This is a genomic window from Desulfobacter curvatus DSM 3379, assembly GCF_000373985.1.
GTDB classification, from domain to species: Bacteria; Desulfobacterota; Desulfobacteria; order Desulfobacterales; family Desulfobacteraceae; genus Desulfobacter; species Desulfobacter curvatus.
Genome location: NZ_KB893024.1, coordinates 51847 through 64951, shown reverse-complemented (window position 1 = coordinate 64951; position 13105 = coordinate 51847). Strand labels below are relative to the sequence as shown.

Genomic DNA, 13105 nt, shown 5'->3' with positions numbered 1-13105 from the left:
TAGGTATAATATTGTGTGCCGTCTTTCCGGCTTTTGATAGTCGTCCTTCGTATATACATGGAGCTGATTATGCGCACAGTTACAATAGAAAATCAACAATTATTTAATTTTATGGCACTACATTCGCCATGATTAAAAAATCTCTACGTAACGTGCTGAAATTATAGTAAGCTACTTTACGTAGGGCCATAAAAACTAAGGAATAATGGGCGTTTTGTCGTTTTTTTTCGAAAAAATAGGTTAGTGAGGAGAATCTTTTAAAAAATGAAAGGATTACAAGAGATCAACTCCAAATTATTTTTACAGATGACTCATCGACGATACGAAAGGGTGTGTCACGTGCTCTGAAATCAGCAGGGTTCTCAAACATTACAGAATTTGAAAATGGTTCTCAAACGCTTCAACATTTAGAAATTAATTTTGGAAACGGTGAACAGAACTTAAGTAAAGTTGTTCTCATAAGCGATATAGAAATGCCGCAAATGGATGGACTGACGTTATGTAAAAATGTGAAACAGAATTCAAACCTCAAAAACATTTTTATCATCATGTTTTCAAGTTTAATTAACAAACAGATGATTGCAAAGTGTAATGCCGTAAAAGCTGACAATTATGTCACCAAACCAGAAACCAACCAACTAATTCAATTGCTGGATGAACTATGTATCGGTTCTGAAGATTAGTAAATGTAGGGCGAGACCTTTGCCTATTATTTAACCCCGATGCCTTCATTTACGGCGTTGACTGTACTTCTTTGATGTTAGATTCCAATCTTATTAACGTATAAAGTGAGCCCAGTATCTCATAGTAACGTATGATCAGGACTGAGGATTTAATAACACCGAAAGTGTTTTTGTTTAATGCCTGTAATCAAACACATAAAAGTTTTAATTTCGGATATAGTTAAATCCGCCGTCCTTAGAGCCAAAATCGATGTTATTCAGGGCCACTACACCTAAGCATTTGGGTTCATTCTTCACACTTTCTTCATAATAGCGATGCTATCGTGCCGCATAACACATGAATGCATAATAGTGGGGCACATTTCTCAATGGCACGAATATCTATCAAATCCGCCGGAACACGATTTATGATCGTGTTTCGATTGTCTTTGGTTTCCATTATCTGTTTTGCTTTGATGCGGGGGGTGCTGCTGGTTCGAGCCTGGCCTCACGTTGATAATTTTTCATCGGCCTGGCTTTACATTTTCGGTCTGGGGCTGATTTATGACATTGCTTTTATCAGTTATTTTTATATCCCCTTTGTCATTTTTTTTCTGTTTCTGCCCAACGGATGGTTGAGAAACTCAAGAGCCATAAGATATTTGATCCAAGGCGGTGTTTTTCTGTTTCTTTATGGGCTTGGTTTTTCCATGGTGGCCGAATGGTTTTTCTGGAGCGAATTTGGTGTGCGGTTCAATTTTATCTCCGTGGACTACCTGGTATACAGAAGGGAGGTTACCGACAATATTTTAGAATCCTATCCGGTCGTTACCATTTTGACCGTTCTTTTGATCCTAACCGGCATTGTGTTTTATTTTATTCGTCCTGCAATTTTAAAAAATCTTAACGCAACAGAAAGCTTTAAAAAAAGAGTGATCATTGCAGGGAGTCTGCTCATGCTGCCCTTGCTGTCGTTTTTCCTGATCGATCAATCCCAGCGCAGTTTTTCCGACAACAACTATGTCAATGAACTGGCGTCCAACGGGCCCTATCAACTGTTTGCCGCATTCCGGAACAACCGGTTGGATTACCGGCGGTTTTATGTCACCGGAAACGATCATGATCTGTCTGCCCGATTAAAAAAGCAGGTAATAGCAGACGATAGGCAACCCCAAAAAGCAGACTATGATATCGGCAGGACCATCAAGGCGCAAGGTCCCGCCAAAAAACTCAACGTCATGTTGATAACCGTTGAAAGTCTGAGCGCAAAATATTTGACCCGGTTCGGACAGACACACGACATCACACCGTTCATGGACAAGTGGTTTAAACAGGGACTGCTGTTTACCCGTTTTTATGCGACTGGCACCCGCACCACCAGAGGTCTGGAGGCCATTACCCTGTCCATTTCCCCAACGCCGGGAAGGTCCATTGTCAAACGGCCGGATAACAGCCACATGTACAGTCTTGGGAAAGTATTCAAAGATTTAGGATACGACACGGCTTTTCTTTACGGTGGACGTGGCTTTTTTGACAACATGAACGCCTTTTTTGGAGGAAATGGCTATCGAATTGTGGATGAGCCTTGCCTGGACAGCGAAGAGATTACATTTAAAAACGCCTGGGGAGTATGCGACGAGGATATCTTCAACCGGGCCATTCGTGAGGCCAACCAGTCATACTCGGCACAAAAACCCTTTTTCTTTCACATCATGACAACCAGCAACCACCAGCCGTTTACCTTCCCTGAAGGCAAAATTAATCTGACACCCGGAGAAGGCCGGGGCGGCAGCGGGCGGCTTGGCGGAGTGAAATATACCGATTACGCCCTGAGCCGGTTAATGAATCAGGCAAAAAAACAGCCGTGGTTTGATGATACCGTATTTATTGTCGTGGCGGATCACTGCGCCGGCAGTGCAGGGAAAATAGGCCTGCCGGTAAAAAAATACCATATCCCGCTGTTTATCTATTCGCCAAAGCATATCCGGGCAAAAGAGGTAGATACCCTGGCATGTCAGATTGATCTGCCCCCCACCCTTCTGGCTTTGTTGAACATTTCCTATGACAGTTTCTTTTTCGGGAAGGATATACTATCTCTTGGCTTTAAAGGCAGAGCCCTGATCGCCAATTACCAGAAACTGGGGCTGCTCAATAATGAAGAACTCCTGTTTTTGTCTCCGGGAAAGCAAATCAATCGGATGGGCCTGGGTCAAGAAAATTCCGTCCTTGAAAAAGTATCCAAGGATTATCCCGGAGTCAGAGACCTTATGGCATATTATCAGGGTGCGGATTATGTGTTCACCCACCGGTTGAATCGATGGAGCAGGCCTTTGAAACATCTGGCACAAAGCCAAGGCGCTTCTCTGGATCAAAACATAAAAAAAAGACCGGGACAAAAACGGTTGGCTGCATGTTGGCTATATTATCTTTTATGTTCGGATAAAACTTAAGTGTTCAGAATTCCAAGGACCTTTTCTAACATAAAATTTGTTATTTACCCGGTATCCGGTTATTCTCAAAATCATAGGACCGTTACGGAAAAAACTTGAGATGCATATATTAATAGTGGACGATAATACAGGGTTGTTGGACCAGCTGAAAACCGCTTTAACAAAAAAACGATACGCGGTGGACGTTGCTGAAAACGGAGAGCAGGCATTGGACAAAATATTTGATATCCCCTATGACCTGATTCTTTTGGATATCATGCTCCCCCGAATGGACGGACTGAGTGTACTCAAAGAGGTCCGTAACGCAGGGATGGACATGCCCATTCTCATGCTGACGGCGCGAAGCGATGTTCAGGACAGGGTTAAAGGGTTGGATTACGGTGCGGATGATTACCTTGCAAAGCCCTTTTCCATGGCGGAACTCATGGCCCGGATTAGGGCAATGCTCCGACGGAAAGGGAACAGAAACCCGATACTGGAAGTGGGGACGGTTCGTCTGGATACGGTCAAACGAATTGTCTTTGTGGATGGCGACCAGATCCATTTGACCGCCAAAGAGTTTTCAATCCTTGAATTTCTTTTGCATAACAAAGGCAACGTGGTGTCGCGGTTCAATCTTGCCGAGCATATCTGGGGAGAGGAGTTTGACCCCTTTTCCATGTCCAATTATGTGGATGTCCATATCAAAAATCTTAGAAAAAAACTTACGGCACACGGGGAAGAACCTGTCATTAAAACCATCCGGGGCATCGGTTTTATCATTGACGAGCAAACATGAAGATCCGAAAAAAAATAACCATATGGATTTCCGGGGCTGCCCTTTTTTCCACCTTGGCATTTTCATCTCTTATTTTTTTTGAACTGACGGAGGAACCGTTCAAGCTGATCGACAAGGAACTCGTGCATATGGCAACGGTTCTGGCCCAAAGGATCAAAGAGAACACAGATCACCAAAAGGCGTTAAACCTGAACGATATGCCGTATGATCCGGACGAATACTGGATTGTGGCAGAAAATGATCAAAAAAAAGAGCTTTACCGATCAAAACTGACGGAATTTACCGATCTTTCCACGCCGAGTGGCAAGGACAAATTTCTCATCGAAAAACATATCCCAAGAACCCGGATCTGGTTAAAACAGGATCGCAATGATGATGTCATGTTCAGGGGAATGGTGGTTCAAAAAGAGATAAACGGCGGATTTGTCGAAATTCGTATTGCAAAACCCATTGAAGACCTTGAAGAAGAATTAATCAGGCTCGGCATTACCATCGGGATCAGTCTTTTTCTCTGTGCACTGGGGATTTTTATTTTAAGCTATATCCTGGCAGGCAGGATATTAAGGCCGATCTCAGCCATCATACATCAATCCAGGGAGATCAGTGAAAAATCCCTGGATCAACGGATTCCCCTGGGCAAGACAAAAGATGAACTCTATGAGTTGTCTGTGGCATTAAATAAAATGTTTGACAGAATCCAGCACTCTTTTCTGCGTCAAAAAGAATTCATCGGCAATGCATCCCACGAATTAAAAAGTCCCATCACCCTCTTGATGCTGGCCCAGGAAGATATGCTCATCAATGAACATTTGTCTTCGTCGGCAGAAGAGAGCCTGATAAAACAACTTGAAACAAGCCGCCGCATGAGCCATCTGGTTAAAAACCTGCTGGACCTGTCCAGAATGGAGCAGCAAGATCAATTGCACACAAAAAAAATAAATCTATCCGAACTGATCAAAAGGGTTCTTGATGATTATGGCGATATGCTGGCTGAAAAACAGATTCATGTCCACAAGCAGATTGACACCCCCTGTTCGATGATGGGAGACCCGGAAAAATTATTTCGCCTTTTTGTTAATCTCATTGATAATGCCATTCGATACAACCTGCCTAAAAAGGGCGTTATAGAAATCAGCTTGACCCAATCCCGGACCATGGCCCGCGTTGAAATTCTAAACACCGGCCTTAAAATCCCGGAACAGGATCTTCCCCGTTTGTTTGAGCAGTTCTACCGTGTTGAAAAATCAAGATCCCAAGCCCTGGGTGGATCAGGGCTTGGTCTTGCAATTGCCCGAAAGATTGTCAGTCTTCATAGCGGCACCATCGCTATCCAAAATGCCCCGAACCGAATGATACAAATTATGGTTGAACTGCCGGTTTAAAATTAAACCCGTTTTATTGAATCCATATTTTACCACGCCAGCAGCACCCCGCCCCGCCACCTTTGTTGATTCTCCAGGCGGCTTTGAAGTATCTTATCCTCCCGGCGAACCTGCATAACTGAGACCTTTTCGGCAAGTGTCTTCGCCAGCAAAGCCAGAGGCCGATCATAATCGCCGGTCTCCTTTGCCGTTAAGACCAGACCGGCCAGGCTGCGGCCTTGCTGCTCTTCTATGGTTCCCGCCATAAGAGGGCACCTCTCAACGCCATTAACTTCTACACCGGTATCCCAAAGGCGGAACACGAAACGATGGTCGCCGATGATGCGGATAAGGCGCAACCGTTCCATTCTGCCGTCGTGAAACCGGGGCAGGACCGGCAGGTTTTCAACCGGTGTGCCCGAGGAAAACATCCCCAGGACACTTTTCAGGTCCAAGTGCCCGGGCTGACGCCAACCTTGGGCCTTAAGCACACCGGCCAGTCTGTCAGGCGGCCCGGCCCACTGGACAATGAGGGGCTGTTCAAGTTCCCCTTCCATGTCAATACGTTCGGCAGGCAGATCCTGCCATCCACGGGTCTGCCAGGAAGAGAGGGCCAGGGATTTGACCTCAAGGCGGGGCGCATAAAGCAGCAGGTCCTTCTCGTGGCGCTGGGTCACATGCCGGCTCCCGGCAATGATTACAACCAGGATAACCGCCAACGAGAGCAAACGGTTCGGTACCTTTTCGTCCGCCACCCTGAGCCAGGCGATTCCCATAAAGGCTGTCCAGCTGATGCCGATGAAGTAGCCGGCCAGGACATCGGACAGCCAGTGCGCGCCCAAATAAAGACGGGAAAAACCGATCATAAAGGAGATGAATAGCCCCCCTGAAAATAATCCCAGCCGCCAGGTTCCCGACAATTTTTCGGCCAACAGGATGGCAAGAAAGCTGTAGAGAACCACGCTCATGGTGGTGTGGCCGCTGGGAAAACCGTAACTCGAAGCCCCATGGTATATCTCCACCGGACGCGGCAGATGAATGATCCATTTGAGCAGCTGAACCCCAATCACCCCGCCCAGGGCCGTCAGCACCCAAAATCCGGCTGTGCGGAAGCACCGTCGGACAAGGAGAACGATCAGGACTGCGCAGGCCAGGGATATATTCACAACGGCATCGCCCAGTTCGGTTATGGCGATAAAGATCCTGTCCCCCCACACGGTCCGCAGAGACTGAAAAAAATGGTAAACGGCCTGATCCGCGACCACCATATCCCGGGCCATAACATCCTGCAGGACGGCCAGGAACGCCCAGCACGCCATAAAAAACACCAGAGACAAAACCGCCGCGGGCAGTGCCTCTGCCCTGCCTTGGAAAAGCAGAAAGGAAAAAAAACGTTGAACCGGGCGTAAAACAACATGAGCAGACGGTTTCATGGTGGTCCATTGTTTGAAATCGTCAAACCAGACAGGGCCTTTCCGGACAACCAGGAAGGCCATCCGGCGCGCCCCCCAGATCACCGCCCAAACGCCTGCGCCCAGGATAAAAACAACCACGGCCAGACGACTGCTGACCGCCCCGGCCATGGCAATGGACGAGCCGAAAAAAACACCGGGCAGGATATAGACCAGGGCCCATCCGATGGCTGAAAGCACATTGACCAGGGTAAAATGCATGGGCGCCATACCCAGCATCCCGGCCACCACAGGTATCACCGGGCGCACCGGTCCCACAAAGCGGCCGAACAGGACCCCCTTGCCCCCGTGCCGGTGAAAGAACGCTGCGCCCTTGTTCAACATTTCGGGGTAACGGGAAAAAGGCCAGATAGAGGCCAGCCGTTCCTTGTAGTGATGTCCCAGCCAGTAGCTGACGCCGTCTCCTGCCACAGCTCCGGCCATGGCCAGGATCAGGACAGGCCAAAGCCCCAGGCTGCCCGAGGCCACGACCGCGCCCACCCCGAACATGATCACCGTACCGGGCATCAGCAGCCCGATCAAGGCCAGGGACTCGGAAAAAGAGACCAGGAAAACGGCGACGTAGGCTAACATGGCGTGCTGGGTAATAAAACTCAGGAATGTGTTCAGATAATGGTGCATGGGATTTTTTCCTTTGCATCGGTTTTGATGAGTTGAAGCAGCCGACAGGTGATAGGGTTGATCGTCCGAATCAACCGTTTGTTTAAGGGCATCAAAAATATTGGAGCCAAGTCCGTGAATCCGGCGCTTAATAAGCTATCCACAAGGTTCCCCGCCAAGCCGTCGTTGGCGCCATGTATTAAGGGCAAGGCCCACCATAGCCAAAGCTGCAAAGGCTGCACCCGTATAGAAAGCAAAGGCTGCACCGAAACGATTCCACAACAGCCCGGCTGCAGCACTGGCGATCAACATGGCGATGCCGCCATCCAATCGTAAAATCCGGATTTTTCCGGCATGACACCTATGGAACGGCGAATGGCAACGGCGTTCTCAGCCGGATCGCTCCCCAGCACACGGATACGGCCGCTTTGCCGGGAACACAGCCCCAGAAGGGAGAAGATGGTGGTAGATTTGCCGGCTCCGTTCGGCCCCAGCAGTCCATAAATTTCTCCAGACGCCAGGTGCATATCAATGCCTTTAAGAATTTCTTTGCCTTCGACAGTTAATCGAAGGTTCTCTATACTGATCATGGCATAATACTCCTATTTTATTCTCAAACCGGTAGCCGCAATGGCCGCCGCACAGGCGAATTTCCTCAATGTCCCGTTGGTCAATCGGGAAAACCTTGCAGGCATCGGGACGACACATCCCATAGACAAGACATTTACCCTGCTTTGTCAGTGCGGGACAGGTAAAAAGCAGATTGCAGCAGGTTCCGCATTGTCGGCAACTGCCCCGGCGGTTAAAAAGCTGGGTTTGAACGTATTGTTTTTTGAAATGAACCAGCCGAAAGCGCCGAATCTTTCCGATGCCGTGGAGAACAATGCGGCTGTCGGTGAAAACCCGGGCAACAGCGCCGGCCAACCGGTCAAATGAGGCCGTCAAAACGGAAGTCCGGCCGGCCCATCTATCTATATTTAAACCAAATGATTTCATATTTGTTCCTATTGTAATAACTGATAATCGTTTCAGACCCCGGATACCTTCTATGAAAGTACCAATAAGTTGTTATATTACTTTCATGTTTTGTTGTGGGGTTAAAGCCTGAGTGTTGATAGACCAAATCGGCCCATGGCTGTTATTGAATCCATATCTTCTCCGCCGTCAGTAGGAATACCGTCGTGACCACGGCAATGGCCACCCGGTAATAACCGAAGACTTCCAGGCCGTGCCTGGACAGGTAACGCACCATCCACTTCACGGAAACCAGAGCGGCGAAGAAGGCAACCGCCACCCCGACAATCAGCGAATAATGATCAAAAATCTGCAGCATCATCCGGCCATGTTTCAAAACATCGTACGCCGTGGCGGCCCCAAGCGTCACAACCCCCAGCAAAAAGCTGTATTCAACGGCCGCCTCCATGGTCAGGCCGACCAGCAAACCGCCCATAATGGTGATCAGACTGCGGCTGACACCCGGCCACATGGCGATGCATTGGGCAAAACCGATGACTAATGCCATTTTCCAGGTCATATCATCTACCGGGATGCAGAATCGTTTTTCCTGAGACGTTCTTCGATTACGCCGGCTCACAGCCAAAATGGCAATGCCTCCGGCCAGCCAGGCAGCCACGACTGGCCAGGGCCCGAACAAGTATGTTTTGATCGCATGATTGAACAATAGACCGATAACAGCCGCCGGGAGAAACCCTGCCGCCACGCTGATCAGCAAACGGCGCCCGCCGGCATCATTACCCGATATTCCCAGCACCATTTGTTTGAGCCGGCCAAAGTAGAGCCAAAGTACGGCCAAAATCGCCCCAACTTGAATGCAGATGGTATACGCATCCAAAGCGTCCTTGACTTGCAGCCTTTGGGCCGGAGATAAATACGGATTCCGGCTGATGCCCAAAATTTTTTCCGCCAGTAACAGATGACCGGTGGAACTGACCGGCAGGTATTCGGTCACGCCTTCGACAACCCCCAAAACTATGGCCTGGGGGGTTGTCATGATCTTTTGCTCAACCGCCGCAGCATTGCTTCCGGATAATCCCCGGGTATTTGCAATGGAAAAAAAGAGCGGCAGAATCGCCATAGCCGAGAGGGCGATGGCGAAGATTCGTTTATCCATGGGCATGACCGCCCTTTATTTGTGACGGCGTAGAATTCAATGTATCAATGACTGTAAGCAATGAATGAAGAGATTCCTGACAGGCAACGCTATCCTGATGGAATGCCCGAAGCTGCCTTAGAACGGTATCAATTGCATCATCGACCTCCGCCCACTTTTCTTTGTTCATGCGCTTGAGTGCGCCGGCCGCATTGTCCCAGGCAGTTTCCAGATCTCTTACCTTTGTTTTTGCGGCGGACAGATTTCCGGAATCAACGAGTTCAAGGGTGGCCACGGTTATCGTTTTGAAAGGCGATAAGTCCCCCAGGGGCCGAAGATCTGATGCCGAAGTTTGTCCCAGGGCCTGTGTGGCTTCGGCTGTGGTGGAGATTTGGAGCCCGGCACGAAGCCAATGGTATCCGCCCCAGCAAATAAAAACCAGCGAGCTCAAAACCACCACAACCTGGGCGAACACAGTTCTCGGGGAGGAATTGACTTTCTTGTCGCCATCATCATTTTTGACAATCATATCCCGTTTGGTAATCGTCAAAAAGATAACAGTAAACAATATGGCTGAAAGAAAGATCGCGCTTGTCAGTGTCGGACCTAAATCAAGCCCGCCGTTAGCAGTCGATTGAGACATGTAATCGCCAAGACATGCGCCGAGCGGTCTGGTCATAATGTAAATGATCCAGAAAGAGAGGATTGAATCAAGTCCTGATTTCCAGGCGACTGAAATGACGAAAACCAGGCAGCAGACGAGGATGCCGGTAACCAGGTATCCCAAACCAAGCCCTTCGGCCATAAGGTCGCCTGTAGCGGTTCCCAGGGCAAATGTAAAAAGGATGGCAATCCAGTAGAACGACTCTCTTCGTGCCGTGAAAATCGAATGAATGGAAAGTGTCTTTTCGAACCCATACCAGACCGCAAAGGTGACAGCCAAAGCCGCACTGAAAAAAAGTGTGCTTGTTTCAAGCGGGACCTGTAGTGCGTCGGTAAGAAGGTCGGTAACCAAGGTCCCGAAAATACTTATGAGCACAACCGTCAGCCAGTATATGCCGGGAACGTATTTAGGTGCCCGGTATTGGAAAACAAGAACGATCGTGAGCAAGACGCCCATGACGGCAGAGGTTCCGCCAAGACCAAACCCGAGACCCATATTAAGAAAATCCGCAGCTGTTTCTCCAACTGTCGTACAAAGCACTTTGATGACCCAGAAGTAAATGGTTACCTCCGGGACTTTACTCAGCAATTGTCCTAATTGCTTTTTTTCAAGGGAATTCATTACCACTCCTTTAAATTTATTTATTCCATTATGTGCAACAATGTGCCGGCCGGGGAACAATTCCCGTTTACAGTGAACTTGCTGGTGAATATACCGTACGGGAGTTTACTGGAACATTCGCTAAAGTTTACTTTTTGGTAAACTTCAGGAATAATGCCGCGAAGATGGGGAAGCCGGCAGAAGAAAGGTGAAGGTGGCGCCTTGGTCTGAACTCGTTACCGTAATATCACCGCCATGGGCATGAATGATGGCCATGGCCAGGCTGAGCCCTAACCCGTTTCCTGAAGTCGACCGGCTTTTGTCGCCGCGGAAGAAACGCTCGAAAATATGAGGGAGGTCGCTTTCGCTGATGCCGATGCCTGTGTCGGAGATTGAGACCCTCACATCCCCGGCGTCACTCTTGATTGTCACGGTTATGATGCCGCCATGAGGCGTATATTTGACGGCATTATCCAGGATGTTCGATACCACACGTTGAAGCCTCCGCCGGTCACCGGTGACCTTCGCCGCCATAGCAGGTTTATTCAGGCGGATATGAATGCGCTTATCCTCGGCTACGGGCATAAAGAGGTCAACCGCGTCTTCCACAAGTTCAATAAGGTCCAAAGAAACCGGATCAAAATCGAAATTGCCGGAGTCTGTCTTCGCGATTTCGAGCATGGTGCCGATAATCTCAATGAGATCGTCGCATCCGTCAATGACCGAAGCCATTGTTTCCTTATACTCGATTAGATTATCGTCTCCCTTGAGTGTTGTTTCAGCCATTCCCCGGATTCGGGTGATGGGGGTACGCAATTCGTGGGCGACATTGTCGGTGACCTGCCGCACCTCACTAAAAAGGATCTCGATCCGTTCGAGCATGGCATTGAACGCCCGGGCCAAGGCGGTTATCTCTTCCCCCTCATCACCCAGCGGCACCCTTCCGGCCAGATCGCTTCTTCCGATACCCGTTGCCGTATCCGTGATCCTTTGTACGCCTGCCATGGCCTTCCGGGCCAGCAAAAAACTGAGAAGGCCGCCGAGACTGCCCATGACCATGAGCGCAACGCCGAAGGTTTCTCGATATTTCTCCAGAATGAGTTCCTCGCTGTAAAGGGTCTTACCGACTTGAAGCACTTCTCCGCCACCGATCGGCATGGAGATCATTCTGATTTGAAAATCCCGTTCATCCTCTTCACCCTTTCGGCCATGCTCCTCTTCGGGCTTTCGCAGGTGGAACGTATAATACGCCGACCGGGTTCCCTGGGCCGCAGGTTTGCTGGGGATAGATAAACCGCTCTCCCGTAATTTACTCAAATCAGAGGATGCCAGGGGCGTTCCATCGGACGAAAGCAATCGGAAAAATACACGGCCCGAGCCTTGGGACTCCGCCTCGCGCTCGAACTCATACTGAAGCGCCGCAATGCCCTGTTGCCGATAAATTGCAGCAGATTCTTCTGAAGTAGTCAGGAGAGCCTTGTCCATCTGTTTCTGAAGGCGCAGGGCCAGGGACGCATAAACGACAAGGAACACCGCAACGGAAAGGGTGGTGAACACTCCAAGATTCAAGAAGGTCAATCGAAAGGTTGTCGTTTGAAAAAATCGGATGTAAATCGAGGCTGACAGCCAAGGTTGCATAAATTTATACGCCTCGGCCAATATGCGTCGAATGCTCTGCCAACGCATCTTTGCCATGTGGCGGAGTCTCGGAAGAAAATCACTCATCCCTTTCTTCCAGACTATATCCGACGCCCCGGACCGTGTGAATGAGTTTTTTTGCGAATGAACGGTCAACCTTGTCCCGCAGCCGGCATACCCGCGCTTCCACAACGGAAGTCCGGGGATCGAAGTTGTAATCCCAAACGTGCTCCATGATCATCGTCTTCGATACCACTTTCCCTTGGTTCCTCATCAAATACTCAAGCAATGCAAACTCCTTGGGCTGCAAATCTATGGATACGCCTTTCCGAAAGACCTTTCGCCTTGCCAGATCCATTTCGAGGTTGCCGACGGTGAGAGATGTCGGGTCATCCTCGCGGGTGGCCCTTCTGATGAGGGCCTGAATGCGCACGACCAGCTCAGAAAAAGCGAAAGGCTTTACCAGATAGTCGTCACCACCCGCCTGCAATCCTTTGATACGGTCATCCACCGATCCCCTGGCGCTTAAAACGATAACAGGGGTATGAACCCTGTTACGGCGCGCCTCATCAATCAACGTCAGCCCATCCAGTTTGGGGAGCATAATATCAATCACTGCAGCATCATAGGGCTCTGTCAATAAAAAATGAAGTCCGTCTTCGCCATTGGATGCGAGGTCCACGGCAAAGCCTTCTTGTCTCAGACCTTTTGAGATAAAGTGGGCGGTCTGTCCGTCATCTTCAACGATTAATACCCTCACGCCACCTCCC

At 49.1% G+C, this 13105-nt stretch carries 12 protein-coding genes; 5 read left to right on the top strand and 7 right to left on the bottom strand.

All coding sequences use genetic code 11. From position 1 onward, the window contains the following. Positions 1-272: 272 nt before the first annotated feature. From B147_RS28040 to B147_RS0109755, 4 genes are all read left to right on the top strand, one after another. Complete coding sequence (locus B147_RS28040; protein WP_083927869.1) at positions 273-683, top strand: response regulator; 411 nt, start codon at positions 273-275, stop codon at positions 681-683. Positions 684-1051: 368 nt separating this feature from the next. Continuing rightward, positions 1052-3112, top strand: coding sequence for an LTA synthase family protein (locus B147_RS0109765; protein WP_169400710.1), 2061 nt, complete (start codon positions 1052-1054; stop codon positions 3110-3112). A gap of 100 nt (positions 3113-3212) precedes the next feature. Then, positions 3213-3890 carry a response regulator transcription factor gene (locus B147_RS0109760; RefSeq protein ID WP_026259591.1) on the top strand — a complete coding sequence of 226 codons (678 nt, stop codon included), beginning with the start codon at positions 3213-3215 and terminating at the stop codon, positions 3888-3890. Further along, positions 3887-5272 carry a sensor histidine kinase gene (locus B147_RS0109755; RefSeq protein ID WP_020587025.1) on the top strand — a complete coding sequence of 462 codons (1386 nt, stop codon included), beginning with the start codon at positions 3887-3889 and terminating at the stop codon, positions 5270-5272. Before B147_RS0109760 ends, B147_RS0109755 begins: the two co-directional genes overlap by 4 nt. 29 nt (positions 5273-5301) lie before the next feature. Here the strand turns inward: B147_RS0109755 and B147_RS28035 are convergent, their stop codons facing one another. From B147_RS28035 to B147_RS0109740, 3 genes are all read right to left on the bottom strand, one after another. Beyond that, a complete protein-coding gene (locus B147_RS28035) occupies positions 5302-7344 on the bottom strand; it encodes a bifunctional DedA family/phosphatase PAP2 family protein (RefSeq protein ID WP_020587024.1) in 2043 nt (680 codons plus the stop codon). A 135-nt stretch (positions 7345-7479) separates the two neighbouring features. Further along, complete coding sequence (locus B147_RS31740) at positions 7480-7635, bottom strand: hypothetical protein (protein ID WP_020587023.1); 156 nt, start codon at positions 7633-7635, stop codon at positions 7480-7482. Continuing rightward, on the bottom strand, positions 7629-7913 hold the full coding sequence (locus B147_RS0109740) for an ATP-binding cassette domain-containing protein (protein WP_020587022.1): 285 nt from the start codon (positions 7911-7913) through the stop codon (positions 7629-7631). The genes B147_RS31740 and B147_RS0109740 overlap by 7 nt, the downstream gene beginning before the upstream one ends. Before the next feature lie 40 nt (positions 7914-7953). On the opposite strand from B147_RS0109740, the gene B147_RS31735 reads away from it, so the two are divergent. Continuing rightward, positions 7954-8259: a hypothetical protein gene (locus tag B147_RS31735; RefSeq protein ID WP_020587021.1), complete on the top strand. Its 306-nt coding sequence runs from the start codon at positions 7954-7956 to the stop codon at positions 8257-8259. Positions 8260-8461: 202 nt separating this feature from the next. On the opposite strand, the gene B147_RS0109730 is transcribed toward B147_RS31735, so the two are convergent. The 4 genes from B147_RS0109730 to B147_RS0109715 all read right to left on the bottom strand — a co-directional run bounded on the left by B147_RS0109730 (position 8462) and on the right by B147_RS0109715 (position 13095). After that, entirely contained in the window at positions 8462-9454 is a 993-nt protein-coding gene (locus tag B147_RS0109730) for an undecaprenyl-diphosphate phosphatase (RefSeq protein ID WP_211216932.1), read from the bottom strand. Next, complete coding sequence (locus B147_RS0109725; protein ID WP_020587019.1) at positions 9447-10718, bottom strand: COG4705 family protein; 1272 nt, start codon at positions 10716-10718, stop codon at positions 9447-9449. The genes B147_RS0109730 and B147_RS0109725 overlap by 8 nt, the downstream gene beginning before the upstream one ends. 144 nt (positions 10719-10862) lie before the next feature. Then, entirely contained in the window at positions 10863-12422 is a 1560-nt protein-coding gene (locus tag B147_RS30235; RefSeq protein WP_020587018.1) for a sensor histidine kinase, read from the bottom strand. Then, positions 12415-13095, bottom strand: coding sequence for a response regulator (locus B147_RS0109715; RefSeq protein ID WP_020587017.1), 681 nt, complete (start codon positions 13093-13095; stop codon positions 12415-12417). Before B147_RS0109715 ends, B147_RS30235 begins: the two co-directional genes overlap by 8 nt. Positions 13096-13105 lie beyond the last annotated feature (10 nt).

Excerpts from the sequence above, each read along its gene's own strand:
- B147_RS0109765 (WP_169400710.1), top strand. The coding sequence starts at position 1,052 with ATGGCACGAATATCTATCAAATCCGCCGGAACACGATTTATGATCGTG.
- B147_RS0109760 (WP_026259591.1), top strand. The coding sequence starts at position 3,213 with ATGCATATATTAATAGTGGACGATAATACAGGGTTGTTGGACCAGCTG.
- B147_RS0109755 (WP_020587025.1), top strand. The coding sequence starts at position 3,887 with ATGAAGATCCGAAAAAAAATAACCATATGGATTTCCGGGGCTGCCCTT.
- B147_RS28035 (WP_020587024.1), bottom strand. The coding sequence starts at position 7,344 with ATGCACCATTATCTGAACACATTCCTGAGTTTTATTACCCAGCACGCC.
- B147_RS31740 (WP_020587023.1), bottom strand. The coding sequence starts at position 7,635 with ATGTTGATCGCCAGTGCTGCAGCCGGGCTGTTGTGGAATCGTTTCGGT.
- B147_RS0109740 (WP_020587022.1), bottom strand. The coding sequence starts at position 7,913 with ATGATCAGTATAGAGAACCTTCGATTAACTGTCGAAGGCAAAGAAATT.
- B147_RS31735 (WP_020587021.1), top strand. The coding sequence starts at position 7,954 with ATGGCCGCCGCACAGGCGAATTTCCTCAATGTCCCGTTGGTCAATCGG.
- B147_RS0109730 (WP_211216932.1), bottom strand. The coding sequence starts at position 9,454 with ATGGATAAACGAATCTTCGCCATCGCCCTCTCGGCTATGGCGATTCTG.
- B147_RS0109725 (WP_020587019.1), bottom strand. The coding sequence starts at position 10,718 with ATGAATTCCCTTGAAAAAAAGCAATTAGGACAATTGCTGAGTAAAGTC.
- B147_RS30235 (WP_020587018.1), bottom strand. The coding sequence starts at position 12,422 with ATGAGTGATTTTCTTCCGAGACTCCGCCACATGGCAAAGATGCGTTGG.